Here is a 23190-nt window from a genome sequence, read left to right on the forward strand (position 1 = left end):
CACTCATTCCCTTACTTGCTTGTAACATTATTGTAGCAATGAAATATCCGCGACTTCTAAGAACAAACTTTGCAACGTGCTTAAAATAGCTAACCGGTTTTGGCGTAAACTAGGATCTTCTGCATTAACCATTACATGATCAAAGAAGTTATCCACTGGCGTACGTAAATTGGCTAATTGCGTTAATACCACCGTATAGTCCGCTTTAGCAATTAATGGTCTAACTTCATCTTTTAAAGCAAGCACGGCTTCCGCTAAAGCTCGCTCAGTAGGCTCTACACAAGCGCTTAAATTGATTTCACCAATTGCAATATCTGCTTTCGCTAAAATATTCGTTACACGTTTATTAGCTGCTGCTAATGCTTCTGCTGATTCAAAAGTGCGGAAATGCGAAACAGCACGCACACGTGCATCAAAATCCGCAGGTTTAGTTGGACGACGAGCCAATACCGCCTGAATCACATCTACTGCAATACCTTCATCTTGATACCACGCACGGAAGCGACCAAGCATAAAATCTACCACATCAGCAACAACGGTTTTATTCGTTAATTTATCACCAAATAATCCGGTCGATTTTTCTACTAAATGGACTAAATCTAATGGCAATTTTTTCTCCACGATAATCCGCAACACACCTAATGCCGCACGACGTAAAGCAAATGGGTCTTTATCGCCTTTCGGGTGCTGACCGATACCAAAGATCCCCGTTAAAGTATCAATTTTATCCGCCAATGCCACAGAACAAGCCACTAAAGAAGTGGGCAACGCATCACCGGCAAAACGTGGCATATATTGCTCATTTAATGCCACTGCCACTTCTTCCGCTTCACCATCGTGACGCGCGTAATGCATTCCCATCACACCTTGCGTATCAGTAAACTCAAACACCATATTGGTCATTAAGTCACATTTAGACAGCAATCCTGCACGTTTTGCTTTTTGCACATCTGCACCGATTTGCTCTGCGATTACACCGCTTAATTGCTCAATGCGGTCGGTTTTATCACGTAATGTGCCTAATTGCTGTTGGAATAATACCGTTTCTAAACGCGGTAGTTGATCTGCTAAACGCTGTTTTAAATCCGTTTTAAAGAAGAATTCTGCATCCGATAAACGTGGACGAACCACCTTTTCATTCCCTTCCATAATTGCGCTTGGATCTTGTGGATTAATGTTTGAAACAAAAATAAAGTGCGGTAGCAAGTTGCCTTCTTTATCGTAAATCGGGAAATATTTTTGATCGCCTTTCATGGTGTAAACCAACGCTTCGGCAGGCACCGCTAAGAAACGTTCTTCAAATTTTGCCACTAACACATTTGGATATTCCACTAACGAAGTCACTTCTTCTAATAAATCTTGTTCAATACCCGCCACACCGCCAAGTTGTGCCGCTTTAGCTTGTGCATCACGTGAAATAATCGCTTTACGTTCTGCGAAATCCGCAATTATCGCACCTTTATCACGTAAAATTTGTGGGTATTCGTCTGCGTGTGAAATTTGGAATTCGCTTTCGCCTAAGAAGCGATGACCACGAATCGTTTTCGCAGATTGCACACCTAAAATTTCACCTTCGATAAGCTGATCACCTAATAATAAGGTGACAGTATGCACAGGGCGAATAAATTGCACGGTTTTGTCAGCCCAACGCATTGGTTTTGGAATCGGTAATTTCGCTAATGCGCTTGCCACTATATCCACTAATAACGCTTTTGTTGGCTTCCCCTCAACCACAGTACGGTGTACTAACCATTCACCTTTATCGGTTACAATACGATCAGCTTGTGCAACACTAATACCACAACCACGTGCCCAGCCTTCTGCTGCTTTCGTTGGTTTGCCTTCTGCATCAAACGCCGCGCCCACTGCAGGACCACGCTTTTCAATTTCTTTACTCGGCTGTGCTGTTGCAAGGCTTAACACTTTCATCGCTAAACGCCGTGGCGTAGCAAACCATTCTATTTTCTCAAATGCAAGCCCTGCCTGTTCTAACTCAGCTTGTATATTATCTGCAAACGCCGTAGCCAATTTTTTCAGCGCTTTCGGAGGTAGCTCTTCGGTACCGATTTCGACTAAAAAGTTTTCTGTTGTCATTTTATTTCTTCTCTTATTTGCTAAATCTGACCAATGATATTATTTATTACAACCAGGGAAGCCTAACGCTTCACGGCTTGCATAATAAGCTTCAGCAACACCTTTGGTTAGTGCTCGGATACGTAAAATATAACGTTGACGCTCAGTCACTGAAATGGCTTTACGCGCATCTAACATATTGAAACTATGTGCAGCTTTTAAAATACGTTCGTAAGCTGGCAAGGGTAATGGTTTTTCAAGCGCTAACAGTTCTTGTGCTTCTTTTTCGTATTGTTCAAAGGCTTTAAATAAGAAATCTACATCCGCATATTCAAAGTTATAGGTTGATTGTTCCACTTCGTTTTGATGGAAAACATCACCATAAGTCGTTTTGCCTAATGGGCCGTCTGAATACACTAAATCATAAACAGAATCCACGCCTTGAATGTACATGGCCAAACGTTCTAAACCATAAGTCACTTCACCTGTCACAGGTTTACATTCTAAACCGCCCACTTGTTGAAAATAAGTGAACTGAGTCACTTCCATTCCATTTAACCAAACTTCCCAACCAAGCCCCCAAGCACCTAAGGTTGGATTTTCCCAGTTATCTTCTACAAAGCGAATATCGTGCTGAGTTGGATCAAAACCAAGCATTTTAAGAGAACCTAAATAAAGCTCTTGAATATTATTCGGCGAAGGTTTGATAACGACTTGAAATTGATAATAATGTTGCAAGCGGTTAGGATTTTCACCATAACGACCATCTGTTGGACGGCGTGAAGGCTGTACATAAGCAAATGCCATTGGCTCTGGACCAAGTGCTCGTAATGCAGTCATTGGATGAGAAGTCCCTGCTCCAACTTCCATATCAAAAGGCTGTACGATAGTACAGCCTACATTTGCCCAATATTCTTGCAGGGCTAAGATCATGCCTTGGAAAGTTTTAACATTAAATTTTGTGCTCATTGATAATTTCTCTATGCTCTAAAAAATGTTTAAAATGTTGGTCATTATAGCTGACAAGCGGTCTATTTTTGCGAAAAATTTACCACTTTTTTTGCAAATACAACCGCTTAGCTAAACAGTTTACTGACAGAAAACAAGAATTTACCTCATTTATCGGTTAAAATGGCAACTCATCACAACAAATGCGAGGTGTACTTATGAATATCCCATTCTGCTTACCTGAAAACATCACACCAGAAATTTTCTTACGTGATTATTGGCAAAAAAAACCGCTTTTAATTCGTAACGGATTACCACAAATCGTAGGTTTATTTGAACCTAAAGATATGATGGAATTAGCATTAGAAGAAGAAATCACCGCACGCTTAATCAAATGTGAGGACGAACAATGGAGCGTTAAAAATAGCCCTTTCACTTCGCACGATCTAACAAAATTACCGACTAAATGGTCGTTAATGATACAAAATTTAGAACAGTGGTCCTTAGAGTTAAGCGCATTATGGCAAGCGTTTAATTTCATACCACAATGGCAACGTGACGATATCATGGTATCTTGCTCTCCTAAAAGCGGTACTGTTGATAAGCATTATGACGAATATGATGTTTTCCTTGTACAAGGTTTTGGTACACGTCGCTGGCAACTAGGGAAATGGTGTGATCGAAGCACCGAATTTAAACCAAACCAACCTATCCGTATTTTTGATGATATGGGTGAATTAGTATTAGATGAAGTAATGCAAGCTGGTGATGTATTATATGTTCCATCGCGAATGGCGCATTATGGTGTTTCTGAAAGTGAAAGTTTAACTTTTTCATTTGGTTTGCGTTACCCCAATGCTACAGACATACTGGAAAAATTGGCTAATACGCTAACCTATCAACATGAAATAATGCCCAATGTTGACTTTAATATCCCTTTCCGCCTATCACCCAACATTCAACCAAACGCCTTACTCGATAGCAAAACAATAACCACATTGAAACAACAGCTTATTAATTTACTACAAAATTCAAATGAATTTGATACATTGTTCACCCATAGCATCGCTAGCGCCGTCAGCACTCGACGTTATGATCTACTACAAACAGAAAATGAATTTTACCCTGATGAAGTTCAAGAAATATTAGAAAATGGCGGTTGGCTTGAGCAAGATAGCAATGTAAAAATCATCTATACCGAAAACCCACAGCGTATTTATATCAATGGCGAATGGATTGATGAATTAAATCCAACAGAAAGAGAATTATTGATCCGTATTGCAAACGGCGACACAATTTCTTGGAATAAACTTGCATCAAAAGTTAAAGTGCAAGCAGACTTAGAACTATTACTCGATGTAATCTGTGATTGGTTAGAAAATGGTTGGATCTTATTAGCAGAAGCTGAATAAATGCGGTCATTTTAGCCATTAATCCCCCCGCTTTAAACACATAAAAAAAAGCTTGGAAAACCAAGCCTTTTTCTCTTTAAGCGGGCAAAAATTAATTGCCAAGACGCTCTTTAATACGAGCAGATTTACCTGAACGCTCACGTAAGTAGTAAAGTTTAGCTTTACGTACTGCACCTTTACGCTTAACAAAAATGCTATCGATAATTGGTGAGTGAGTTTGGAATACACGCTCAACACCTACGCCGTTTGATACTTTACGCAGAGTGAATGCTGAGTGCAAGCCACGGTTACGAATTGCAATAACCACGCCTTCGAACGCTTGCAAACGTCTTTTACTACCTTCTACTACCCATACCTTAACTTCTAATGTGTCACCTGGACGGAAGCTAGGTACGTTTTGTTTTAACTGTTCTTGTTCAATCTGTTTGATGATATTACTCATTTTAAAAACCTTATAATCCTAGAATTAACTGATTTTGTATTGCTGCTTAATTTTAGCCAACAACACGCGTTGTTCGTCAGTCAGAGCTAGGCTATCTAATAGCTCAGGGCGTCGTAACCACGTGCGTTCTAATGACTGCGCTAAGCGCCATTTACGAATCTGCTCATGATTTCCCGACATCAGCACTTGAGGAACAGGCATATTATCCAACACTTCTGGACGGGTATAATGAGGGCAATCTAATAAACCTTCAGCAAAAGAATCTTCCAACGCTGAAGCTTGCTTACCTAATACACCTGGCACAAATCTCGCAATGGCATCAATTAATGTCATTGCAGGTAATTCCCCGCCTGTTAGCACGTAATCACCGATTGACCATTCTTCATCAACTTCAGATTGAATCAAACGCTCATCAACCCCCTCATATCTACCACAAATCAAAATTAACTTACGGTTAGCAGAAAGTTCACGCACGCCTTGTTGATCAAGTTTACGTCCTTGTGGCGAAAGATAAATGACTTTAGCTTCCACCTCATCTTCTGATCGAGCAACTTGTTTAGCAGCCTGAATCGCATCACGTAATGGTTGCACCATCATTAACATACCCGGACCACCGCCATAAGGACGATCATCAACCGTATGATGCTTATCAAAAGTGAAATCACGAGGATTCCAACATTCAATCTGCAGAAGATTTTGTTTAATTGCGCGTCCTGTCACCCCAAAATCGGTAATTGCTTTAAATATCTCAGGGAAAAGTGAAATGATACCAATCCACATTATTTATTCCTCAAACATCTGCTTACTTAAAAGCTAAAGGTCACCGCATACCTGAGGTTAGAAACCAGCGTCCCAATCCACCGTAATGGTTTTAGTGGAGAGATCTACTCTTTTAACTACTTGTTTATATAAGAACGGAATTAATCGCTCTTGTTTACCGAAAGCATCTTTACTATTAGCGCGAACTACCAACACATCATTTGAGCCCGTTTCCATTAACTCGGTTACAACACCCATCGTATAATTTTCAAGGTTCACTACTTGACAACCAATTAAATCATGCCAGTAATAATCTTCCTCACCCAACTTAGGAAACACAGATAAATCAACACCAATTTCAGCATTGGTCAATAACTGTGCCGCCTCGCGGTCTTCGGTGCCTTTCAATTTAACAATGAGATCATTGCTATGGTATCGCCAACTTTCTAGTTCGATTAGTTGCCATTGCCCCTTAATTTTTAAAAACCAAGGCTGATAATCAAAAATACTTTCCGCTTTTTCTGTTGATGAATAGAGTCGTAACCAACCACGGATGCCATAGGTCGAACCTAATCTACCGACAACCTCAATTTTTTGTTCGCTCATAACTCACCTACATGTGCAAAATTTTTAATAAATTAAGCCGCTTTACGAGCTTCTTTTACTAAAGTAGCAACACGTTCTGAAAGTGCAGCACCTTTAGCAACCCAAGCATCAACTTTAGCCACATCTAAACGTAAACGTTCAGCCTGACCTGCTGCTAATGGGTTGAAAAAACCGATACGCTCAATAAAACGACCGTCCCGAGGTGAACGGCTGTCCGCTACCACGATTTGATAGAATGGGCGTTTTTTAGCTCCGCCACGAGTTAAACGAATGGTTACCATAACCTTCCTCTAAAATATTATTGTAGTAAAAATAAAACCCTCGTTCGAGGTGAGGGTACTAAGATACTTTTCTATCTAAAAAGACAAAAAATCGGATAGATTATACTTATTTTATGCAAAATTACAAGAAAAGTTGATCAATGCGACTTACTTAAAAAACTAAACATAGTTCAATCATCATTAAACTAAAAAACAAAGCCCGAGAATATTCGGGCTTTCTAAATAGCGAAAAGCTATTATGTTTATTCCGCAGTTACTTCAGCAACTTCTGGACGATCAACTAATTCAATGTAAGCCATAGGTGCATTATCACCAGCACGGAAACCACATTTTAAAATACGAGTATAACCACCCGCACGCTGTGCAAAACGTGGACCTAATTCATTGAATAATTTTGCAACTGTTTCTATGTTGCGAGTACGAGCAAAAGCTAAACGACGATTTGCAACGCTATCTTCTTTTGCTAAAGTAATTAATGGTTCAACTACACGACGTAACTCTTTAGCTTTAGGTAAAGTTGTTTTAATAATCTCATGACCAATTAAAGCACTTGCCATATTACGGAACATCGCTTGGCGATGACTGCTGTTACGGTTTAATTGACGTCCACTCTTACGATGACGCATAACCTATTCCTTCTTAGAAAATCTAATACCTAAAAACTAATCTTCAGCAATACTTGCTGGAGGCCAATTTTCAAGGCGCATACCCAGTGATAAACCACGTGAAGCAAGGACATCCTTAATCTCAGTAAGTGATTTCTTACCAAGATTAGGCGTTTTTAATAACTCAACTTCAGTACGTTGTACTAAATCACCGATATAATGAATTGTCTCTGCTTTCAAACAGTTAGCAGAACGAACTGTCAACTCTAAATCATCTACAGGTCGAAGTAAAATTGGATCAAATTCCGGTTTTTCTTCTTTGATTTCGGGTTGACGAATATCACGTAAATCAACGAATGCATCTAATTGTTCTACTAAAATCGTTGCAGCACGACGAATGGCTTCTTCTGGATCGATTGTGCCATTTGTTTCCATATCAATAATCAGCTTATCTAAGTCTGTTCGTTGTTCAACACGTGCAGCTTCTACATTATAAGCTATACGATCTACTGGACTGAAACGAGCATCAACTAATAAGCGACCAATTGGACGGTCTTCATCCTGTGAATGTACTCGAGCCGATGCTGGTACATAACCACGACCACGTTGAACGTAGATACGCATATTGATTGATGCATCTTTATCTGTCAAATGACAAATAACATGATTCGGATTTATAATTTCCACATCACCATCGTGCGTAATGTCGGCTGCAAGTACAGGGCCAATTCCAGACTTATTAAGTGTCAGAGTAACATCATTTTTACCTGATACTTTTACCGCTAGACCTTTAAGGTTTAACAATACTTCAAGAATATCTTCTTGTACGCCTTCTTTGCTGCTGTATTCATGTAATACACCATCAATTTCAACTTCTGCAACTGCACAACCAGGCATAGACGAAAGTAAAATGCGACGAAGTGCGTTACCTAATGTATGACCAAAACCACGTTCTAACGGCTCTAAGGTCACTTTTGCGTGAGTTGAACTAATTTGCTCAATATTCACTAAGTGCGGCTTTAAAAATTCTATCACAGAACCCTGCATTTTATCCTCTCTTTGTTTTTAAGCTCTATTTCTAACCTAATAAAATATAATTCAAAAATTAACTATTATTTAGAATAAAGCTCAACGATCAGATGTTCGTTAATATCTGCTGATAAGTCAGCGCGTTCAGGTGTACGTTTAAATACACCTTCCATTTTAACCGCATCAACTTCTAACCATGTCGGTTTTTCACGCTGAGAGGCTAATTCTAATGATGCTTTAATACGTGCTTGTTTTTTAGATTTCTCACGAACAGTAACCACATCATCAACAGAAACCTGATAAGAAGGAATATTTACCACACGACCATTTACCACAATAGATTTATGGCTTACAAGTTGACGTGCTTCAGCACGTGTTGCCGCAAATCCCATACGGTAAACGACGTTATCTAAACGACCTTCTAATAATACTAATAAGTTCTCACCTGTATTACCTTTCAAACGGTTCGCTTCAGTATAATAATTACGGAATTGACGCTCTAAGATACCATAAATACGGCGAACTTTTTGTTTTTCACGTAATTGACTACCATAGTCAGATAAACGTGGCTTGCGTGCACCATGTTGACCCGGTGCTACATCAAGACGATTTCTACATTTTGATTCAATCGCACGAACGCCTGATTTTAAAAATAAATCAGTACCTTCACGACGGCTTAGCTTGAGCTTAGGACCCAAATATCTTGCCATTTTCTTTCTCCAATTATTCTAACGTCAATTAAACACGACGTTTTTTCGGTGGACGACAACCATTATGAGGAATCGGAGTCACATCAGTAATATTCGTGATACGGAAACCCGCTGCATTCAATGCACGGATTGTTGATTCACGACCTGGACCCGGTCCTTTAACCATAACTTCCAAGTTCTTTAAGCCGAATTCTTTAACAGCTTCAGCACAACGTTCTGCAGCCACTTGAGCAGCAAAAGGCGTTGATTTACGGGAACCACGGAAACCTGAACCACCTGCGGTTGCCCATGCAAGAGCATTTCCTTGACGGTCAGTAATAGTCACGATTGTATTATTGAAAGATGCGTGGATATGTGCTACGCCATCTGCAATCTGTTTTTTAACGCGCTTACGTGCGCGAACTGGTGTTTTAGCCATTTCTTATTTACTCCGATTATTTCTTGACCGGTTTGCGTGGACCCTTACGAGTACGTGCATTAGTCTTAGTACGTTGTCCACGTACTGGCAAGCCACGACGATGACGTAAACCACGATAGCAACCTAAATCTAAAAGACGTTTGATGCTTAATGTTACTTCACGACGTAAATCACCCTCGACAGTAAATTTACTAACTTCTTCACGCAGTTTTTCAATCTGCTCTTCAGACAATTCTCTGATCTTTACATCTTCAGCAATACCCGTTGCAACACAAATTGCTTTAGCACGAGTTTTACCGATACCATAAATTGCAGTTAACGCGATTACAGTATGTTTTTGATCAGGAATGTTAATGCCTGCAATACGGGCCACTATGCACTCCTATTATTTAAGTTTATGATATACTGATCTTGAAAAGCCCGTTTCAGGATACTCAAACAGTATATCAGGACAAATTAGCTGAGCAGTATACCTGCTCAGCTTGTTCTTTGCAAGAAAGAATACTTAATTAACCTTGACGTTGCTTATGTTTAGGATCGGTGCAAATTACACGAACAACACCTTCACGTTTAACAACTTTACAGTTACGGCATAATTTCTTAACTGAAGCACGAACTTTCATTGCTTATCCTTTTTGATCTAGGGAACTATTATTACCCTAAGCCTTTTAAATTAGCTTTCTTCAACACAGAATCATATTGTAATGACATTAAATGACTCTGAACCTGTGCGATGAAATCCATAATAACTACCACTACGATAAGTAACGAAGTACCGCCTAATTGAAATGGTACTTTCCACAACGACGTAATGATATAAGGAACCAAACAAACAAAAGTAATATATAACGCACCAATTAGAGTTAAGCGCGTCATCACTTTATCAATATAACGTGATGTTTGTTCGCCTGGCCGATAACCTGGTACAAACGCACCTGATTTCTTCAAATTATCCGCTGTATCACGAGGATTATATTGCATTCCTGTATAAAAGAATGCAAAGAAAATTACTGCCATTGAGAATAACACAACATACAATGGTTGTCCTGGCTGTAACAATTGTGATAAATCAAATAACCATTCAAGCCCTTCACTTTGACCAAACCATTGAGTAATACTGGCAGGAAATAAAATGATACTTGAAGCAAAAATAGCTGGAATTACACCGGCCATATTAACTTTTAATGGTAAATGAGAGGCTCTTGCAGGCGTCATTATTCTACCTTGCTGACGACTCGCATAATTTACCACAATTCTTCTTTGTCCACGCTCAATAAATACAACAAAATATGTTACAGCAAATGCAATTAACGCTACTAATAACAACACAAGCAACGAAATTTCACCTTGGCGAGCCTGTTCAATTGTCTGCCCTATAGTTGCTGGTAAATCAGCAACAATACCTGCAAAAATAATCAGAGAGATACCATTTCCGATGCCGCGTTCAGTGATTTGCTCACCCAGCCACATCAAAAATATAGTTCCAGTAACCAAACTAATTACAGAAGTGATATAGAATAATATGCTTGGATTAGGTACTAACCCTTGCAACATATTCGGTAAGGCAATTGAAATACCAATAGATTGAATAAATGCCAATAACAAAGTTGCATAACGCGTATATTTGCTAATTTTACGCCTTCCAGCTTCGCCTTCCTTCTTTAATTCTGCCAAAGGAGGATGAATAGCGGTCAATAATTGAATAATTATTGAAGCAGAAATATAAGGCATAATACCTAATGCAAATATAGAAGCTCGACTTAAAGCACCACCAGAGAACATGTTAAACATATCAATAATGGTGCCTTGTTGTTGTCGAATTAGTTCGGATAATACAGAAGCATCAATGCCAGGAACAGGTATAAAAGAACCGATACGGAAAATGATTAACGCACCTAAAACAAATAATAATCTTGATTTAAGCTCGCCAGTCCCTTTTTGTGTACTACCTTGGTACCCTGGTTGCTTTGCCATCTTATTCCTCGATAGAACCGCCAACAGCTTCAATAGCTGCTTTAGCTCCTTTAGTTACACGTAAGCCTTTAATTACTAATGCTCTTTCAATTTTACCCGCTAAAATTACTTTAACAGATAGAATATTTTTAGTAATAATATTAGCCGCTTTAAGTGCTTCTAGAGTAACCTCATTGCCATCTACTTTAGCTAAATCATTTAAACGTATTTCAGCAACGTGAAGTGATTTTAATGAAGTAAAACCAAATTTTGGTAAACGACGGTATAAAGGCATTTGACCACCTTCGAAACCACGGCGAACACCGCCGCCTGTACGAGATTTTTGACCTTTATGACCACGACCACCAGTCTTACCTAAACCAGAACCAATACCACGACCTAAACGCTTAGCGCTATGTTTAGCGCCTTCAGCTGGAGAAAGTGAATTTAAACGCATTATATTATTCCTCCACCTTAACCATATAAGATACTTGATTAATCATCCCACGAATTGCAGGGGTATCAATTAATTCAACAGTATGACGAATATGACGAAGACCTAAACCTTTCAACGTTGCTTTATGTTTCGGTAAACGAGCAATAGAGCTACGAGTTTGAGTTACTTTAATTGTTTTTGCCATATTCAATTACCCCAAAATTTCTTCAACAGTCTTACCACGTTTAGCAGCGACCATTTCTGGTGATTTCATATTTGCTAATGCATCAATTGTTGCACGAACAACATTAATTGGGTTAGTCGAACCATATGCTTTAGAAAGAACGTTATGTACGCCTGCCACTTCTAAAACAGCACGCATCGCACCTCCAGCAATAATACCTGTACCTTCACTAGCTGGTTGCATAAACACACGAGAACCAGTATGTGAACCTTTAACAGGATGCTGTAATGTACCTTCTTTTAAAGCTACGTTAATCATATTACGACGGGCTTTCTCCATCGCTTTTTGGATCGCTGCTGGAACTTCACGTGCTTTACCATAACCAAAACCAACTCGACCATTACCATCGCCTACTACTGTTAAAGCAGTAAAGCTCATGATACGACCGCCTTTTACGGTTTTAGACACACGGTTAACCACGATTAGCTTTTCCTGCAGTTCACCAGCTTGTTTTTCGATGTTTGACATCTCAAATTCCTCTATTAGAACTGTAGACCAGCTTCACGAGCAGCGTCTGCTAATACCTGCACTCGACCATGGTATTTAAAACCAGAACGATCAAATGCAACTACCTGAATACCTTTAGCTAAAGCGCGCTCTGCAACTAATTTACCAACAATTGCAGCGGCATCTTTATTACCGGTATATTGAACTTGCTCTTTAATTACTTTTTCAACAGTTGAAGCTGCTGCTAGTACTTCTGAGCCATTAGGTGCAATAACCTGCGCATAAATATGGCGCGGCGTACGATGCACAACCAAACGGGTTGCACCTTGCTCTCTCATTAAATGACGTGCACGGCTTGCACGACGGATACGAGCTACTTTCTTATCCATAGTGTTACCTTACTTTACTTTTTCTTCGCTTCTTTTGTACGCACTACTTCATCTGAGTAACGTACCCCTTTACCTTTATAAGGCTCTGGACAACGATATGCACGAATATCTGCTGCAACTTGACCAATTAACTGTTTGTCTGCGCTCTTAAGAATAATTTCTGTTTGAGATGGACATTCACCAGTTACACCAAGTGGCAACGTATGTTCAATTGGATGTGAATAGCCTAAACTTAATGCAACAACGTTACCTTTCATTTGAGCTCTATAACCAACACCCACTAATTGTAATTTCTTAGTAAAGCCTTCAGTAACACCAATAACCATCGCATTAACAAGCGCACGAGCAGTACCTGCTTGAGCATCTGCATTAGCAACGCCTTCTCTAGGCACGAAAGTTAATGCGTTAGCATCTTGATTTACTTCAATTGCATTATGGATTTCACGAGATAACTCGCCATTTTTACCTTTAACTGTTAATAGCTGACCGTTGATTTTAACTTCAACACCGGCAGGAATATTAACAGGTGCCTTTGCAACACGAGACATTTTTCCTACCTCTTATTATGCTACGTAACAGATAATTTCACCGCCAAGCCCTTCTTCACGAGCAGCTCGGTCAGTCATTACACCTTTCGATGTAGAAACAATAGCAATACCTAAACCTCCCATAACTTTTGGTAATTCGTCTTTACGTTTGTAAATACGAAGACCAGGACGGCTTATGCGTTGAATACTTTCTACAACAGGTTTATTTTGGAAATACTTTAAAGTAATTTCCAATTCAGGTTTTGAATCTTCAATAATTCTAAAGCTCTCAACATAACCTTCTTTAGCTAAAACATTGGCAATCGCAACTTTTAACTTAGATGAAGGCATACTGATTGCAACTTTATTCGCAGCTTGACCGTTACGAATACGGGTCAGCATATCTGCGATTGGATCTTGCATACTCATGTATTTACTCCCATGATCCCAAATTAAAAGATTACCAACTTGCCTTCTTAAGGCCCGGAATTTCACCGCGCATTGCAGCTTCACGAACCTTAATACGGCTTAAACCAAACTTGCTCAACACACCGTGTGGACGACCAGTTTGGCGGCAACGACTACGCTGACGACTAGGACTTGAATCACGAGGTAGCATTTGTAACTTTAATACTGCTGCCCAACGATCTTCATCTGAAGAATTAATATCAGAAATAATTTTCTTTAATTCCTCACGTTTCGCGTAGAATTTATCAGCTAATTTAGCACGTTTAACATCACGTGCAATCATTGATTGTTTTGCCATGATAACCTACCTTATTTACGGAATGGGAAATTGAAAGCCGCTAATAAAGCTTGACCTTCTTCATCACTTTTCGCAGTTGTGGTAATAGTAATATCTAAACCACGAACACGATCTACTTTATCATAGTCGATTTCTGGGAAAATGATTTGTTCACGAACACCCATACTATAGTTACCACGACCATCAAATGATTTTGCACTTAAACCGCGGAAGTCACGAATACGTGGAACAGCGATAGTAATTAATCTTTCGAAAAATTCCCACATACGTTCGCCACGCAATGTCACTTTACATCCTATCGGATATCCTTGACGGATTTTAAAGCCTGCAACCGATTTACGAGCTTTTGTAATTAAAGGTTTTTGACCGCTAATCGCTGTTAGATCCGCAACTGCGTTATCTAAAAGTTTCTTATCGGTCAATGCTTCACCCACGCCCATATTGAGGGTAATCTTTTCGATTCGTGGGACTTGCATGACAGATGAGTAGTTGAATTTAGTTTTCAATTCATTAACTACCTGATCTCTGTAGTAATCATGCAGTTTCGCCATCGTATTACTCCAGTTAATTAAATAATTTCATTATTAGATTTAAAGAAACGTACTTTCTTATTATCTTCAAATCTAAAACCTACACGGTCGGCTTTATTCGTTGTTGGATTAAAAATAGCAACATTTGAAACATCAATTGCAGCTTCTTTTTTAACTAAACCACCCGCTTTACCTAAAGCTGGAACAGGTTTTTCATGTTTAGTAATAAGATTAATACCTTCAACAATTACTTTACCATTTGGTAACACTTTAGTTACCTTGCCACGTTTGTTCTTGTCTTTACCAGCAAGAACAATTACTTCATCATTTTGACGGATTTTAGCAGCCATTACATTCCCCTTACAGTACTTCTGGAGCCAAAGAAATGATCTTCATGAATTTCTCAGAACGAAGTTCACGAGTCACAGGTCCAAAAATACGCGTACCAATTGGTTGCTCAGTGTTATTATTTAAAATGACACAAGCATTACCATCGAAACGAATAACTGAGCCATCTGGGCGACGAACACCCTTCTTGGTGCGCACAACAACTGCTTTTAATACATCACCTTTTTTTACTTTACCGCGAGGAATTGCTTCTTTCACAGTAACTTTGATAATGTCACCAATTGCAGCGTAACGACGGTGCGATCCACCTAGAACCTTGATACACATTACGCTACGAGCCCCTGAGTTATCAGCAACGTCCAGCATAGTCTGTTCTTGGATCATATAGTGCTCCGTTAAATTAAAAAACACCCTTTCGGGACGAACCTATTTGCCCTATGCAAATAGCTCCCGGATTGTACAAAAAACAGAAGCAAAAAGCAACTATTTTCCTATATAAACCCACAATCACTGGCTTACCATACAAACAAAATGGAATAGCTTAACAACTGAATAATCATAAATAAAAAAGCCTTGAACTTTTCAAGGCTTTTTTATCTATTTGTAGAATTAAGCTACAGCTTTTTCTACTACACGAACCAATTTATGTGATTTAGTTTTTGAAACAGGACGACACTCCTGAATTTCTACTACATCACCTAATTTAGCTTCGTTGTTTTCATCGTGTACGTGTAATTTGGTAGTACGACGGATGAATTTTCCATATAAAGGATGTTTCACCGTACGTTCGATAGCAACTACAAATGATTTATCCATTTTGTCGCTTACTACTTTACCTTGTACTGTACGAATTTTATCAGTCATTACTCACCCGCCTTTTGATTTAATACAGTTTTAACTTGTGCAATGCTACAACGCACTTGTTTTAACTGGTGGGTTTGTTGAAGCTGACCGGTGGCTGCTTGCATACGCAATTTGAATTGTTCACCTAAAAGATTAATTAATTCAGCTTTCAGCTCTTCAACATTTTTTGTACGTAGTTCTTGAGCTTTCATTACATCACCGTCTTGGTTATAAAAGTGGTTTTCATTGGTAATTTAGCAGCGGCTAACGCAAATGCGTGACGAGCAATCTCCTCAGAAACACCATCCATTTCATATAAAACTTTACCCGGTTGGATTAAAGCTACCCAGTACTCAACGTTACCTTTACCTTTACCCATACGGACTTCTAATGGTTTTTCAGTAATTGGTTTATCTGGGAATACACGAATCCAGATTTTACCTTGACGTTTCACCGCACGAGTCATTGCTCGACGAGCAGCTTCAATTTGACGAGCAGTCAAACGTCCACGACCAATTGCCTTTAAACCAAATGTACCGAAGCTCACTTCTGTACCAACCGCAATACCACGGTTGCGACCTTTGTGTACTTTACGGAATTTTGTGCGTTTTGGTTGTAACATTCAGTGATTCTCCTTATTTACGACCTTTGCGAGCTTGCTTTTTAGGCTGTGCCGCTGGTTGTTGTTCTGACTCAGTCACTGCAGCCATACCACCGAGAATTTCACCTTTGAAGATCCAAACTTTTACGCCTATTACGCCATAAGTTGTATGAGCTTCTGCAGTATTATAATCGATATCTGCTCTAAGCGTATGCAATGGTACTCGACCTTCACGATACCACTCTGAGCGAGCAATTTCTGCACCACCTAAACGACCACTAACTTCAACTTTAATGCCTTTAGCACCTAAACGCATTGCATTTTGTACAGCACGTTTCATTGCACGACGGAACATTACACGACGTTCAAGTTGAGAAGCAATACTATCAGCTACTAATTTAGCATCTAATTCTGGTTTTTTCACTTCAGCAATGTTGATTTGCGCAGGAACGCCAGCAATTTGTGATACTGCGTTACGTAGTTTTTCAACATCTTCGCCTTTTTTACCAATAACGATACCTGGGCGCGCTGTGTGAATAGTGACACGAATACTTTTTGCAGGACGTTCAATAATGATACGCGACACTGAAGCATTCGCTAACTCTTTATTTAAAAATTTACGTACTTTGAAATCGCTATCTAAATTATCGGCGAAATCTTGTGTATTCGCGAACCAAGTAGAGTTCCAAGGTTTAACAATACCAAGGCGAATACCATTAGGATGTACTTTCTGACCCATTTGTTATTCCTCTACGATTAATGATCTGACACAACCACAGTGATGTGGCTTGTACGTTTTAAGATACGATCTGCTCGACCTTTTGCACGTGGCATAACACGTTTCATGCTTGGACCTTCATTAACGAAGATTTTAGCAACTTTAAGATCATCTACATCTGCACCATCATTATGCTCTGCGTTAGCAATAGCAGATTCTAATACTTTTTTAACTAAAGCAGAGGCTTTTTTGTTAGTAAAGGTTAAAATTTCTAATGCTTGCGCAACTTTTTTACCGCGAATTAAATCAGCAACTAAGCGAGCTTTTTGTGCAGAGGTACGAGCGTAACGATGTTTAGCAATAGTTTCCATCTTTTACCTCTTATTTTTTAGCTTTCTTATCTGCGGCATGACCGCGGTATGTACGAGTCGGTGCAAATTCACCTAATTTATGACCAATCATTTCATCTGATACATAAACAGGTACATGCTGACGACCATTATGGACTGCGATGGTCAAACCAATCATTGATGGAATGATCATTGAACGACGAGACCAAGTTTTAATTGGTTTTTTATCCCCGCTTTCCACCGCCTTCTCTACCTTCTTCAACAAGTGTAGGTCAAGGAAAGGACCTTTCTTGAGGGAACGTGGCATTGGATTATCCTATTATTTAGTAAATATAATTATTTTCCACGACGACGTACAATATATTTATCTGTACGTTTGTTGTGACGAGTTTTCTTACCTTTGGTTTGAACGCCCCAAGGAGTAACTGGATGTTTACCAAAGTTACGACCTTCACCACCACCATGTGGGTGGTCTACTGGGTTCATTGCAGTACCACGAACTGTTGGACGAATACCTCTCCAACGATTAGCACCTGCTTTACCAAGTACGCGAAGCATATGTTCTGAGTTACCGACTTCACCGATAGTGGCGATACACTCAGCTAATACTTTACGCATTTCGCCTGAACGAAGACGCAAAGTTACATAATTACCTTCACGAGCGATAATTTGTACATAAGCACCAGCAGAACGTGCAATTTGACCACCTTTACCAGGTTTTAATTCAACGTTATGAACTGTAGTACCTACAGGAATATTACGCATTGGTAGCGCATTACCTACTTTAATATGTGCTGATGCACCCGCTTGAATCATATCACCAACAGATAACCCTTTTGGTGCTAAGATATAGCGACGCTCACCATCTTTATAAAGTACTAATGCAATATTTGCAGAACGATTTGGATCATATTCTAAACGCTCAACTACCGCTGGAATATCAAACTTATTACGTTTGAAATCAATTAAACGATAGTGTTGTTTATGACCACCACCAATATGGCGAGTTGTAATACGACCTAAATTATTACGTCCACCCGTTTTAGATTTAGTATCTAATAAAGGTGCGTAAGGTTTACCTTTATGTAATTCTGCATTTACAACTTTAACTACGTGACGACGACCAGCGGAGGTCGGCTTACATTTAACGATAGCCATTTATAAATTTTCCTCCGTAATTACTCTGCTGCACCTTCAACAAAGTCAAGCGATTGACCTTCTTGAAGAGTAACATACGCTTTTTTCCAGTCACTACGACGACCCATTCTAGCACCATGACGTTTAGTTTTACCTTTAACAACAACAGTACGAACAGAATCCACTTTCACTTCAAATAATTCTTGAACTGCATTAGCAACTTCAACTTTATTAGCATCTAATGCTACTTTGAAAACGATAGTGTTGCCTTTTTCAGCATTTTTCGTCGCTTTTTCAGAGATATGCGGTGCTTTAAGCACTTTTAGCAAACGTTCTTGTTGAATCATGCCAACATCTCCTCAATTTGTTTTACTGCATCAGTAGTAATAACTACTTTATCGAAAGCAATTAAACTTACTGGATCAATACCTTGAACATCACGCACATCTACTTTGTATAAATTACGTGCTGCTAAGAATAGGTTTTCATCTAAACTTGCAGTAATGATTAAAGCATCATTCAGCGCTAAATCTTTTAATTTTTGAACTAAGAATTTAGTTTTTGGTGCTTCAACTTCAAATTTCTCAACAACAACTAAACGTTCTTGACGAACTAGTTCTGAAAGAATACTTTTGATTGCACCACGGTACATTTTTTTATTTACTTTTTGACTGTGATCTTGAGGTTTCGCAGCAAAAGTTGTACCACCTGAACGCCAAATTGGAGATTTAATATCACCTGAACGAGCGCGACCAGTACCTTTTTGACGCCAAGGTTTTTTACCTGAACCAGACACTTCAGCACGAGTTTTTTGAGCACGAGAACCTTGACGAGCACCTGCTGCATATGCAACAACTACTTGATGGATTAACGCTTCATTAAACTCACGTCCGAAGGTAGTTTCAGAAACAGTTAGTGCATTTGCACCTACAACTTGTAATTCCATCTCTATCCCCTAGACTTATGCTTTAACTGCTGGTTTAACAATAACATTACTATTAGTTGCACCAGGAACTGCCCCTTTAACTAATAACAATTTACGTTCAGCATCTACACGAACAACTTCAAGTGATTGAACGGTTACACGCTCAGCACCTAAATGTCCTGCCATTTTTTTACCTTTAAACACACGACCTGGCGTTTGGTTTTGACCAATAGAACCAAGTACACGATGTGATAAAGAGTTACCATGTGTAGCATCTTGAGTACGGAAGTTCCAGCGTTTAACACCGCCAGCAAAACCTTTACCTTTAGAAGTACCTGTAACATCTACTTTTTTAACATCTGCAAAAATGTCAACATTGATTTCTTGACCTAAAGTGAATTCTTCACCTTCAGTACGAAATTCCCATAAACCGCGACCAGCTTCAACACCTGCTTTCACGAAATGGCCTGCTTCTGGCTTAGTTACACGACTAGCTTTTTTAGTACCAGTAGTAACTTGAATTGCAGAATAGCCATCGTTTTCAAGGGTCTTAACTTGAGTAACACGGTTGGCTTCAATTTCGATAACGGTAACTGGAATTGACACGCCATCTTCATTGAAAACGCGAGTCATACCAACTTTACGACCGATTAAACCAATCATTGTAATAACCTCTTAAAATTCCCAATTAACCTAGACTAATCTGAACATCAACGCCAGCAGCTAGATCTAAACGCATTAATGCATCAACAGTTTTTTCTGTTGGTTCAACAATATCAACTAAACGTTTATGAGTACGGATTTCATATTGATCACGCGCATCTTTATTTACGTGTGGAGAAATCAATACAGTGAAACGTTCTTTACGAGTTGGTAAAGGAATTGGTCCACGAACTTGTGCACCAGTACGTTTAGCTGTTTCTACGATCTCCACTGTAGATTGATCAATTAAACGATGATCAAATGCTTTTAAGCGGATACGGATTCTTTGGTTTTGCATTAGACCAGAGCTCCAATTAAAATTTAGCTAATAAAAAACCGAGCTACCACTTAATTCAAATAAATTAAGGGAGCACAGTTACACCTGTTATAGTTTTCAAATCGAAAACATTTACTATGTGCTACAAGAACAAGATTTGTAACACCACTTGATAAATGATTACATCAAGCGACTTTATCAAAGTTGTAATAAAATACGAATAATCAAAAGCCCTTATAATCTACTATAGATTCGTACTGAAAGCAAGCGTAATGTGAATTTTTACTGTATCTACTTTATCATGTTAACTGCTGGGAAATATGGCTTTAAAAATTTAAGTTGACATACCTTGACCTTTTTTACATTATATGGTGAGCTAAAATAGCTTTCTTCTTACATATTAAGTTAGTAACATTCAATCACTTACTGAGGAGATATCATAATGAAAAATATAGAAAAAGAATTAAAAGAATTATAAAACTTACGAACGATTTTCCGTTCTATAGGACTTATTAAGTTTAAACCTTATTTTTCCTATATGGGCTTATTTAAAGATGATACTATGTTCGGGCTATATAAGGAAAAATGTTTATATTTACGTAAGTCAGATCAATATTTGCAGGAAATAAAAGATACTATCCCCATTCATTTTTTATCTGATCATAAAATTAGCCGCCAATCAAAAATATTTTATCTAGTTCCTCAACACATTATTGAAAACATTTCTTCCTATTCCCACTGGATTACGTCCTCAATCTCTGAATACCAACGTTTACTCTCAAAAATCCGCACTGAACATCAAACTAAAATCCGAATTTTACTGAATATGAATATTAATATTGAAAGGTTACTTGCTCGAGTTAATATTAATACCGTCTACCGTCGATGAATTTAAACAGGTTGGGGAAACAAAGGCGTTTGTTAGGCTTATCCAACAAGGATTTGAAGTCAATCAATTACTTTTATTTAAATTATATGGTGCATTACAGCATAAATATATTTATATGCTTTCATTAGAAGAGAAAAAAAGGTTACTGGAGCAAGCAGACTCTGCACTCTATGACGCGGGGCTTAGAAAAAGATTTACGGTCTAAGAAGTAAATCGCAAGTGCATTATGCTCCAAGTCACAAAACACAAAGAAAACTGAAGGCAACTTTTCATAATGATTCCTTTCTTGTATTGGCGGTGCTACCATTTATACCTATAAATTATCTAAAAAATTATATCATCCTATAGGAGAATAGACATGGAATACCGTATCGAAAAAGATACTATGGGCGAAGTGAAAGTACCGGCTGATCGCTATTGGGCAGCACAAACAGAACGTTCGCGTAATAATTTCAAGATTGGTCCTGAAGCTTCTATGCCGGTCGAAATTATTGAAGCATTTGCTTATTTAAAAAAAGCCGCTGCATTTGCTAATGCTGAACTAGGTGCACTCACCACTGAAAAACGTGACTTAATTGCGATGGTTTGTGATGAAATCTTAGCAAATAAATTAGCGGACGAATTTCCGTTAGTGATTTGGCAAACAGGTTCTGGTACACAATCAAATATGAATCTTAATGAAGTGATTGCCAACCGTGCCCACGTATTACAAGGGGGGGCATTAGGTGAAAAATCGATTATTCATCCAAATGATGATGTCAATAAATCGCAATCTTCAAACGATACCTATCCAACGGCTATGCATATTGCTGCCTATAAAAAAGTCGTTGAAGTAACCATTCCAGCAATAGAACGCTTACAAAAAACATTTGCCATAAAATCTGAAGCATTTAAAGATGTGGTTAAAATTGGCCGAACTCATTTAATGGATGCCACCCCGCTTACATTAGGCCAAGAATTCTCTGCCTATGCGGCACAATTACAATTTGGTTTGTTAGCCCTTAAAAATACCTTGCCCCATTTGGCGCAGTTAGCATTAGGTGGCACAGCTGTTGGCACAGGCTTAAATACGCCTAAAGGTTATGATGTTAAAGTAGCAGAATATATCGCACAATTTACTCAACTTCCTTTTATTACTGCGGAAAATAAATTTGAAGCATTAGCCACTCACGATGCAATTATTGAAACACACGGTGCGCTCAAACAAATTGCTATGTCATTATTCAAAATTGCCAATGATATTCGTTTATTAGCATCAGGTCCTCGCTCTGGTATTGGCGAAATTCTAATTCCTGAAAATGAACCCGGCTCGTCAATTATGCCCGGTAAAGTCAATCCTACTCAATGTGAGGCAATGACTATGGTTGCAGCGCAAGTGTTGGGAAATGATACTACGATTTCATTTGCGGGTAGCCAAGGCCATTTTCAGTTAAATGTTTTCAAACCTGTTATGGCAGCAAATTTCTTACAATCGGCACAATTACTGGCTGATGTATGTATTTCATTTGATGAGCATTGTGCAAGCGGTATTGAGCCTAATTATCCAAGAATTCAACAACAATTAGAAAACTCTTTAATGTTAGTGACCGCTTTAAATACCCATATTGGTTATGAAAATGCGGCTAAAATTGCTAAAACTGCGCACAAAAATGGAACAACACTCAAAGAAGAAGCAATTAACTTAGGTCTAGTCACTGCTGAACAGTTTGATCAATGGGTACGCCCTCAAAATATGGTCGGTAGTTTAAAATAAATAACACTGCACTCAAATAAGAAAGGGCTATTACTATAGCCCTTTTATTTTAAGCGGTTGAATTTTTAAAAA

At 38.7% G+C, this 23190-nt stretch carries 38 protein-coding genes; 4 read left to right on the forward strand and 34 right to left on the reverse strand.

Going from position 1 to position 23190, the window contains the following annotated elements:
* Positions 1–27: 27 nt before the first annotated feature.
* Entirely contained in the window at positions 28–2094 is a 2067-nt protein-coding gene (gene glyS, locus BMX01_RS06300; RefSeq protein ID WP_074647983.1) for a glycine--tRNA ligase subunit beta, read from the reverse strand.
* A gap of 39 nt (positions 2095–2133) precedes the next feature.
* Positions 2134–3042: a glycine--tRNA ligase subunit alpha gene (gene glyQ, locus BMX01_RS06305; protein ID WP_064082490.1), complete on the reverse strand. Its 909-nt coding sequence runs from the start codon at positions 3040–3042 to the stop codon at positions 2134–2136.
* A 197-nt stretch (positions 3043–3239) separates the two neighbouring features.
* Here glyQ and BMX01_RS06310 point away from each other — a divergent pair, with 197 nt between their 5' ends.
* The gene (locus BMX01_RS06310) at positions 3240–4433 is read left to right on the forward strand and encodes a ribosomal protein uL16 3-hydroxylase (protein ID WP_064082489.1); all 1194 of its coding nucleotides are present in this window, start codon (positions 3240–3242) and stop codon (positions 4431–4433) included.
* A gap of 91 nt (positions 4434–4524) precedes the next feature.
* Here the strand turns inward: BMX01_RS06310 and rplS are convergent, their stop codons facing one another.
* The 32 genes from rplS to rpsJ all read right to left on the reverse strand — a co-directional run bounded on the left by rplS (position 4525) and on the right by rpsJ (position 20497).
* Positions 4525–4875 (reverse strand): 50S ribosomal protein L19, encoded by a 351-nt coding sequence (rplS, locus tag BMX01_RS06315; protein ID WP_064082488.1) that lies wholly within the window; start codon positions 4873–4875, stop codon positions 4525–4527.
* A 24-nt stretch (positions 4876–4899) separates the two neighbouring features.
* A complete protein-coding gene (gene trmD, locus BMX01_RS06320) occupies positions 4900–5655 on the reverse strand; it encodes a tRNA (guanosine(37)-N1)-methyltransferase TrmD (RefSeq protein ID WP_064082487.1) in 756 nt (251 codons plus the stop codon).
* A 57-nt stretch (positions 5656–5712) separates the two neighbouring features.
* Positions 5713–6240, reverse strand: coding sequence for a ribosome maturation factor RimM (gene rimM / locus BMX01_RS06325; protein ID WP_064082486.1), 528 nt, complete (start codon positions 6238–6240; stop codon positions 5713–5715).
* A 32-nt stretch (positions 6241–6272) separates the two neighbouring features.
* Entirely contained in the window at positions 6273–6521 is a 249-nt protein-coding gene (gene rpsP, locus BMX01_RS06330) for a 30S ribosomal protein S16 (protein ID WP_010945696.1), read from the reverse strand.
* 242 nt (positions 6522–6763) lie between these two features.
* Entirely contained in the window at positions 6764–7147 is a 384-nt protein-coding gene (gene rplQ, locus BMX01_RS06335) for a 50S ribosomal protein L17 (RefSeq protein WP_010945697.1), read from the reverse strand.
* 36 nt (positions 7148–7183) lie between these two features.
* Positions 7184–8173 (reverse strand): DNA-directed RNA polymerase subunit alpha, encoded by a 990-nt coding sequence (locus tag BMX01_RS06340; RefSeq protein WP_064082485.1) that lies wholly within the window; start codon positions 8171–8173, stop codon positions 7184–7186.
* Between the two features lie 65 nt (positions 8174–8238).
* Positions 8239–8865: a 30S ribosomal protein S4 gene (gene rpsD / locus BMX01_RS06345; protein WP_074647985.1), complete on the reverse strand. Its 627-nt coding sequence runs from the start codon at positions 8863–8865 to the stop codon at positions 8239–8241.
* Between the two features lie 28 nt (positions 8866–8893).
* Positions 8894–9283 carry a 30S ribosomal protein S11 gene (rpsK, locus tag BMX01_RS06350; RefSeq protein WP_005599323.1) on the reverse strand — a complete coding sequence of 130 codons (390 nt, stop codon included), beginning with the start codon at positions 9281–9283 and terminating at the stop codon, positions 8894–8896.
* A 16-nt stretch (positions 9284–9299) separates the two neighbouring features.
* Positions 9300–9656: a 30S ribosomal protein S13 gene (gene rpsM, locus BMX01_RS06355; RefSeq protein WP_074647988.1), complete on the reverse strand. Its 357-nt coding sequence runs from the start codon at positions 9654–9656 to the stop codon at positions 9300–9302.
* A gap of 136 nt (positions 9657–9792) precedes the next feature.
* Positions 9793–9906, reverse strand: a complete 114-nt coding sequence (rpmJ, locus tag BMX01_RS06360) for a 50S ribosomal protein L36 (RefSeq protein WP_010945701.1) — start codon at positions 9904–9906, stop codon at positions 9793–9795.
* A gap of 31 nt (positions 9907–9937) precedes the next feature.
* Complete coding sequence (gene secY / locus BMX01_RS06365) at positions 9938–11257, reverse strand: preprotein translocase subunit SecY (protein ID WP_064082484.1); 1320 nt, start codon at positions 11255–11257, stop codon at positions 9938–9940.
* Position 11258: 1 nt separating this feature from the next.
* The gene (gene rplO, locus BMX01_RS06370) at positions 11259–11693 is read right to left on the reverse strand and encodes a 50S ribosomal protein L15 (protein ID WP_010945703.1); all 435 of its coding nucleotides are present in this window, start codon (positions 11691–11693) and stop codon (positions 11259–11261) included.
* A gap of 4 nt (positions 11694–11697) precedes the next feature.
* Positions 11698–11877: a 50S ribosomal protein L30 gene (gene rpmD / locus BMX01_RS06375; protein WP_064082483.1), complete on the reverse strand. Its 180-nt coding sequence runs from the start codon at positions 11875–11877 to the stop codon at positions 11698–11700.
* A gap of 6 nt (positions 11878–11883) precedes the next feature.
* Complete coding sequence (gene rpsE, locus BMX01_RS06380; RefSeq protein WP_064082482.1) at positions 11884–12384, reverse strand: 30S ribosomal protein S5; 501 nt, start codon at positions 12382–12384, stop codon at positions 11884–11886.
* Positions 12385–12398: 14 nt separating this feature from the next.
* Positions 12399–12752: a 50S ribosomal protein L18 gene (gene rplR, locus BMX01_RS06385; protein WP_010945706.1), complete on the reverse strand. Its 354-nt coding sequence runs from the start codon at positions 12750–12752 to the stop codon at positions 12399–12401.
* A gap of 14 nt (positions 12753–12766) precedes the next feature.
* Positions 12767–13300, reverse strand: coding sequence for a 50S ribosomal protein L6 (rplF, locus tag BMX01_RS06390; protein WP_064082481.1), 534 nt, complete (start codon positions 13298–13300; stop codon positions 12767–12769).
* Between the two features lie 15 nt (positions 13301–13315).
* Positions 13316–13708: a 30S ribosomal protein S8 gene (gene rpsH, locus BMX01_RS06395; protein WP_064082480.1), complete on the reverse strand. Its 393-nt coding sequence runs from the start codon at positions 13706–13708 to the stop codon at positions 13316–13318.
* A 31-nt stretch (positions 13709–13739) separates the two neighbouring features.
* Positions 13740–14045 carry a 30S ribosomal protein S14 gene (rpsN, locus tag BMX01_RS06400; protein ID WP_064082479.1) on the reverse strand — a complete coding sequence of 102 codons (306 nt, stop codon included), beginning with the start codon at positions 14043–14045 and terminating at the stop codon, positions 13740–13742.
* 11 nt (positions 14046–14056) lie between these two features.
* Positions 14057–14596, reverse strand: coding sequence for a 50S ribosomal protein L5 (rplE, locus tag BMX01_RS06405; protein WP_064082478.1), 540 nt, complete (start codon positions 14594–14596; stop codon positions 14057–14059).
* A 17-nt stretch (positions 14597–14613) separates the two neighbouring features.
* A complete protein-coding gene (gene rplX / locus BMX01_RS06410; protein WP_010945711.1) occupies positions 14614–14925 on the reverse strand; it encodes a 50S ribosomal protein L24 in 312 nt (103 codons plus the stop codon).
* Positions 14926–14935: 10 nt separating this feature from the next.
* The gene (gene rplN, locus BMX01_RS06415) at positions 14936–15307 is read right to left on the reverse strand and encodes a 50S ribosomal protein L14 (RefSeq protein WP_005619403.1); all 372 of its coding nucleotides are present in this window, start codon (positions 15305–15307) and stop codon (positions 14936–14938) included.
* Positions 15308–15532: 225 nt separating this feature from the next.
* A complete protein-coding gene (gene rpsQ, locus BMX01_RS06420; protein WP_010945713.1) occupies positions 15533–15787 on the reverse strand; it encodes a 30S ribosomal protein S17 in 255 nt (84 codons plus the stop codon).
* Positions 15787–15978 carry a 50S ribosomal protein L29 gene (gene rpmC, locus BMX01_RS06425; RefSeq protein ID WP_064082477.1) on the reverse strand — a complete coding sequence of 64 codons (192 nt, stop codon included), beginning with the start codon at positions 15976–15978 and terminating at the stop codon, positions 15787–15789. The genes rpsQ and rpmC overlap by 1 nt, the downstream gene beginning before the upstream one ends.
* Positions 15978–16388 carry a 50S ribosomal protein L16 gene (gene rplP, locus BMX01_RS06430; RefSeq protein ID WP_064082476.1) on the reverse strand — a complete coding sequence of 137 codons (411 nt, stop codon included), beginning with the start codon at positions 16386–16388 and terminating at the stop codon, positions 15978–15980. The genes rpmC and rplP overlap by 1 nt, the downstream gene beginning before the upstream one ends.
* A 13-nt stretch (positions 16389–16401) precedes the next feature.
* The gene (gene rpsC / locus BMX01_RS06435) at positions 16402–17106 is read right to left on the reverse strand and encodes a 30S ribosomal protein S3 (protein WP_064082475.1); all 705 of its coding nucleotides are present in this window, start codon (positions 17104–17106) and stop codon (positions 16402–16404) included.
* 17 nt (positions 17107–17123) lie between these two features.
* Positions 17124–17456, reverse strand: a complete 333-nt coding sequence (gene rplV, locus BMX01_RS06440; RefSeq protein ID WP_064082474.1) for a 50S ribosomal protein L22 — start codon at positions 17454–17456, stop codon at positions 17124–17126.
* 10 nt (positions 17457–17466) lie between these two features.
* Positions 17467–17742, reverse strand: coding sequence for a 30S ribosomal protein S19 (gene rpsS / locus BMX01_RS06445; RefSeq protein ID WP_005539416.1), 276 nt, complete (start codon positions 17740–17742; stop codon positions 17467–17469).
* A gap of 29 nt (positions 17743–17771) precedes the next feature.
* A complete protein-coding gene (gene rplB, locus BMX01_RS06450) occupies positions 17772–18593 on the reverse strand; it encodes a 50S ribosomal protein L2 (RefSeq protein WP_064082473.1) in 822 nt (273 codons plus the stop codon).
* A gap of 20 nt (positions 18594–18613) precedes the next feature.
* Positions 18614–18919 carry a 50S ribosomal protein L23 gene (gene rplW / locus BMX01_RS06455; RefSeq protein ID WP_010945719.1) on the reverse strand — a complete coding sequence of 102 codons (306 nt, stop codon included), beginning with the start codon at positions 18917–18919 and terminating at the stop codon, positions 18614–18616.
* Entirely contained in the window at positions 18916–19518 is a 603-nt protein-coding gene (rplD, locus tag BMX01_RS06460) for a 50S ribosomal protein L4 (RefSeq protein ID WP_010945720.1), read from the reverse strand. The genes rplW and rplD overlap by 4 nt, the downstream gene beginning before the upstream one ends.
* A gap of 15 nt (positions 19519–19533) precedes the next feature.
* Entirely contained in the window at positions 19534–20160 is a 627-nt protein-coding gene (rplC, locus tag BMX01_RS06465) for a 50S ribosomal protein L3 (protein WP_010945721.1), read from the reverse strand.
* Positions 20161–20185: 25 nt separating this feature from the next.
* The gene (gene rpsJ, locus BMX01_RS06470; RefSeq protein ID WP_064082472.1) at positions 20186–20497 is read right to left on the reverse strand and encodes a 30S ribosomal protein S10; all 312 of its coding nucleotides are present in this window, start codon (positions 20495–20497) and stop codon (positions 20186–20188) included.
* 517 nt (positions 20498–21014) lie between these two features.
* Here rpsJ and BMX01_RS07965 point away from each other — a divergent pair.
* The 3 genes from BMX01_RS07965 to fumC all read left to right on the forward strand — a co-directional run bounded on the left by BMX01_RS07965 (position 21015) and on the right by fumC (position 23118).
* On the forward strand, positions 21015–21365 hold the full coding sequence (locus BMX01_RS07965) for a TfoX/Sxy family protein (RefSeq protein WP_232008222.1): 351 nt from the start codon (positions 21015–21017) through the stop codon (positions 21363–21365).
* On the forward strand, positions 21328–21570 hold the full coding sequence (locus tag BMX01_RS07970; protein ID WP_231087427.1) for a TfoX/Sxy family DNA transformation protein: 243 nt from the start codon (positions 21328–21330) through the stop codon (positions 21568–21570). Before BMX01_RS07965 ends, BMX01_RS07970 begins: the two co-directional genes overlap by 38 nt.
* 153 nt (positions 21571–21723) lie before the next feature.
* On the forward strand, positions 21724–23118 hold the full coding sequence (gene fumC, locus BMX01_RS06480; protein ID WP_064082471.1) for a class II fumarate hydratase: 1395 nt from the start codon (positions 21724–21726) through the stop codon (positions 23116–23118).
* The last annotated feature ends 72 nt before the right edge of the window (positions 23119–23190 follow it).

The organism is [Haemophilus] ducreyi (genome assembly GCF_900109315.1).
GTDB lineage: Bacteria > Pseudomonadota > Gammaproteobacteria > Enterobacterales > Pasteurellaceae > Haemophilus_B > Haemophilus_B ducreyi.

Coding starts and splice junctions, on each gene's coding strand:
- glyS (WP_074647983.1), bottom strand. CDS start 2,094: ATGACAACAGAAAACTTTTTAGTCGAAATCGGTACCGAAGAGCTACCT.
- glyQ (WP_064082490.1), bottom strand. CDS start 3,042: ATGAGCACAAAATTTAATGTTAAAACTTTCCAAGGCATGATCTTAGCC.
- BMX01_RS06310 (WP_064082489.1), top strand. CDS start 3,240: ATGAATATCCCATTCTGCTTACCTGAAAACATCACACCAGAAATTTTC.
- rplS (WP_064082488.1), bottom strand. CDS start 4,875: ATGAGTAATATCATCAAACAGATTGAACAAGAACAGTTAAAACAAAAC.
- trmD (WP_064082487.1), bottom strand. CDS start 5,655: ATGTGGATTGGTATCATTTCACTTTTCCCTGAGATATTTAAAGCAATT.
- rimM (WP_064082486.1), bottom strand. CDS start 6,240: ATGAGCGAACAAAAAATTGAGGTTGTCGGTAGATTAGGTTCGACCTAT.
- rpsP (WP_010945696.1), bottom strand. CDS start 6,521: ATGGTAACCATTCGTTTAACTCGTGGCGGAGCTAAAAAACGCCCATTC.
- rplQ (WP_010945697.1), bottom strand. CDS start 7,147: ATGCGTCATCGTAAGAGTGGACGTCAATTAAACCGTAACAGCAGTCAT.
- BMX01_RS06340 (WP_064082485.1), bottom strand. CDS start 8,173: ATGCAGGGTTCTGTGATAGAATTTTTAAAGCCGCACTTAGTGAATATT.
- rpsD (WP_074647985.1), bottom strand. CDS start 8,865: ATGGCAAGATATTTGGGTCCTAAGCTCAAGCTAAGCCGTCGTGAAGGT.
- rpsK (WP_005599323.1), bottom strand. CDS start 9,283: ATGGCTAAAACACCAGTTCGCGCACGTAAGCGCGTTAAAAAACAGATT.
- rpmJ (WP_010945701.1), bottom strand. CDS start 9,906: ATGAAAGTTCGTGCTTCAGTTAAGAAATTATGCCGTAACTGTAAAGTT.
- secY (WP_064082484.1), bottom strand. CDS start 11,257: ATGGCAAAGCAACCAGGGTACCAAGGTAGTACACAAAAAGGGACTGGC.
- rplO (WP_010945703.1), bottom strand. CDS start 11,693: ATGCGTTTAAATTCACTTTCTCCAGCTGAAGGCGCTAAACATAGCGCT.
- rpmD (WP_064082483.1), bottom strand. CDS start 11,877: ATGGCAAAAACAATTAAAGTAACTCAAACTCGTAGCTCTATTGCTCGT.
- rpsE (WP_064082482.1), bottom strand. CDS start 12,384: ATGTCAAACATCGAAAAACAAGCTGGTGAACTGCAGGAAAAGCTAATC.
- rplR (WP_010945706.1), bottom strand. CDS start 12,752: ATGGATAAGAAAGTAGCTCGTATCCGTCGTGCAAGCCGTGCACGTCAT.
- rplF (WP_064082481.1), bottom strand. CDS start 13,300: ATGTCTCGTGTTGCAAAGGCACCTGTTAATATTCCTGCCGGTGTTGAA.
- rpsH (WP_064082480.1), bottom strand. CDS start 13,708: ATGAGTATGCAAGATCCAATCGCAGATATGCTGACCCGTATTCGTAAC.
- rpsN (WP_064082479.1), bottom strand. CDS start 14,045: ATGGCAAAACAATCAATGATTGCACGTGATGTTAAACGTGCTAAATTA.
- rplE (WP_064082478.1), bottom strand. CDS start 14,596: ATGGCGAAACTGCATGATTACTACAGAGATCAGGTAGTTAATGAATTG.
- rplX (WP_010945711.1), bottom strand. CDS start 14,925: ATGGCTGCTAAAATCCGTCAAAATGATGAAGTAATTGTTCTTGCTGGT.
- rplN (WP_005619403.1), bottom strand. CDS start 15,307: ATGATCCAAGAACAGACTATGCTGGACGTTGCTGATAACTCAGGGGCT.
- rpsQ (WP_010945713.1), bottom strand. CDS start 15,787: ATGACTGATAAAATTCGTACAGTACAAGGTAAAGTAGTAAGCGACAAA.
- rpmC (WP_064082477.1), bottom strand. CDS start 15,978: ATGAAAGCTCAAGAACTACGTACAAAAAATGTTGAAGAGCTGAAAGCT.
- rplP (WP_064082476.1), bottom strand. CDS start 16,388: ATGTTACAACCAAAACGCACAAAATTCCGTAAAGTACACAAAGGTCGC.
- rpsC (WP_064082475.1), bottom strand. CDS start 17,106: ATGGGTCAGAAAGTACATCCTAATGGTATTCGCCTTGGTATTGTTAAA.
- rplV (WP_064082474.1), bottom strand. CDS start 17,456: ATGGAAACTATTGCTAAACATCGTTACGCTCGTACCTCTGCACAAAAA.
- rpsS (WP_005539416.1), bottom strand. CDS start 17,742: ATGCCACGTTCCCTCAAGAAAGGTCCTTTCCTTGACCTACACTTGTTG.
- rplB (WP_064082473.1), bottom strand. CDS start 18,593: ATGGCTATCGTTAAATGTAAGCCGACCTCCGCTGGTCGTCGTCACGTA.
- rplW (WP_010945719.1), bottom strand. CDS start 18,919: ATGATTCAACAAGAACGTTTGCTAAAAGTGCTTAAAGCACCGCATATC.
- rplD (WP_010945720.1), bottom strand. CDS start 19,518: ATGGAATTACAAGTTGTAGGTGCAAATGCACTAACTGTTTCTGAAACT.
- rplC (WP_010945721.1), bottom strand. CDS start 20,160: ATGATTGGTTTAATCGGTCGTAAAGTTGGTATGACTCGCGTTTTCAAT.
- rpsJ (WP_064082472.1), bottom strand. CDS start 20,497: ATGCAAAACCAAAGAATCCGTATCCGCTTAAAAGCATTTGATCATCGT.
- BMX01_RS07965 (WP_232008222.1), top strand. CDS start 21,015: ATGGGCTTATTTAAAGATGATACTATGTTCGGGCTATATAAGGAAAAA.
- fumC (WP_064082471.1), top strand. CDS start 21,724: ATGGAATACCGTATCGAAAAAGATACTATGGGCGAAGTGAAAGTACCG.